This window comes from Actinosynnema sp. (genome assembly GCF_052038725.1).
In genome coordinates this window covers 1-1763 of the sequence record NZ_JBQGCX010000315.1, presented here as the reverse complement: position 1 = coordinate 1763, position 1763 = coordinate 1, and the positions used below count along the sequence as shown (strand labels likewise).

Annotated in this window: 1 protein-coding gene; it reads right to left on the bottom strand. The window is 71.9% G+C overall.

From position 1 onward, the window contains the following. Nucleotides 1-1689, bottom strand: a 1689-nt coding sequence (locus tag ACTUAL_RS06245; RefSeq protein ID WP_440899574.1) for a cellulase family glycosylhydrolase, incomplete at its 3' end; no start/stop codon positions are given. Between the last annotated feature and the right edge of the window lie 74 nt (nucleotides 1690-1763).

Below are 1763 nucleotides of genomic sequence, written 5' to 3'. Positions count from 1 at the left end.
CACCCGCAGCACCGCCGCGCACCCGGCGTCCCCGCCCCCGCCGCCCGGCAGGGTCGTCGCGCTGCGGGAGGCCGAGGCCGCCGAGGTGTTGCCCGCCGCGTCCCTGGCCCGCACCGAGTAGCTGTAGGTGGTGGCGCCGCTGAGCCCGGTGTCCACGTCGGAGGTCGTGGCGCTCGTGCCGACCTTCGCGCCGCCCCGGTACACGTCGTACCCGGTGACGCCGACGTCGTCGGTCGCGGCCTGCCAGCTCAGCGCGACCGACGAGGCGGTGGTCGTGCCCACCGCCAGCCCGGTCGGCGCGGTCGGGGCCGTGGTGTCGCCGGGGCCGCCGCCGTCGCCGTAGCGCTGGCCGAGGCTGATGCCGGTGGCGGAGCCCTCGCCGCCGAGCGGCACCTGGTGGTCCAGGCTCACGAACTTGCCGCCGTGCTGCCACAGCGCGGGCTTGAGCAGCGCGTACTTGGCCGCGTCCCAGGTCTTCCAGTCGTCGAGCAGCAGCCCGCCGGTGTCGCCGGAGTTCGGGTTGAGCGCCCAGAACGTCTGGTGCAGCCCCTCCTCGACGATCAGGTCGCGCAGCGCGGCCATCCACCGGTCCTGCCGCTCGTCCTCGCCGAGCCGCCCGCCCCACTCGCCGATCAGCAGCGGCGCGGCGCCCTGCTCGTGCAGGTACAGCCAGTTGGGCCGCCACACGTCGGTGATCAGCGACTCCTTGGTGAACGGCTTGTCGAACCACGGCTGGTTGAACACCAGGGGGCCGTAGTCGTGCGGGGAGTAGACGAGCTGGTCCTGGTTCGCGCCCAGGTTCACCGGGTGCTCGGCGACGCCGCGCAGGTTGCCGCCCCACCAGGTGTGGAAGTAGTTGGGCGTGCGGTCGGGGTTGGTGTCGGGCGCGTCCCAGCCCTTGCCGGGGCGCGGGTAGACCTCGTTGCCCTCGCACAGCACCAGCAGCTCGGGGTTGATCGCGAGGATGCGCCTGCCCGCGGTCTCGCAGGTGTGCTTCCAGTTGTCGACGTCGGTCGAGCCGTCCCACTTGGCGCGCGGCGAGTCGCCGGGGCCTCCGTGTGGCTCGTTCTTGACGTCGACGGCGATGATCGTGTCGTTATCCTTGTAGCGCGCGGTGACCCACTCCCAGGTGGAGTAGAACACCTCCGGGGTGACCGAGCCCTTGTACCAGACGGGGTGCACGTGGCCGGAGTTGTCGGCCTCGGCGCTGTGCACGTCCAGCAGGACCTTCAGGCCGAACCGCTCGCACAGCCGCAGCCAGAAGTCGAAGATCTGGAGGTTGTCCATCCCCGCGAGCTCGGGGTTGGCGTAGTCGTTGATGTTCGGCTTGGCGACGGTCCTGCCCTCCTTCCACTCCTGCAGCAGCTGGGTGGAGACGGGCACGCGCACGAGGTTGACGCCGCGATCGGCCATGGCCTTGGTGATCTCGGTGATGTTGGCCGACCACAGGCCGTGGAAGACGCGCTCGGTGGCGTTGAAGCCGAACCAGTTGGCTCCGGTGAGCTGGACGCGGTTGCCCGCCGCGTCGACGATCCGGTTGCCCTGGACGTGCAGCCAGTCCTTGGCGGGCGGTGCGGCGGAGGCGGCGGGAGGGGCGAGCGCGGAGGCCGCGAGGGTGGCGGCGACCAGCGGGACGGCCGCGAGCGCGGCCAGCCACCGCCGTCCGCGCCCGTGGGTCGGTGACAGCACTGTCATCCTCCGGGGTTCGGGTGACGCGGGGAAGGTTCTGGGAGCGCTCCCAGAATGACTGATCGGGGGCGCGC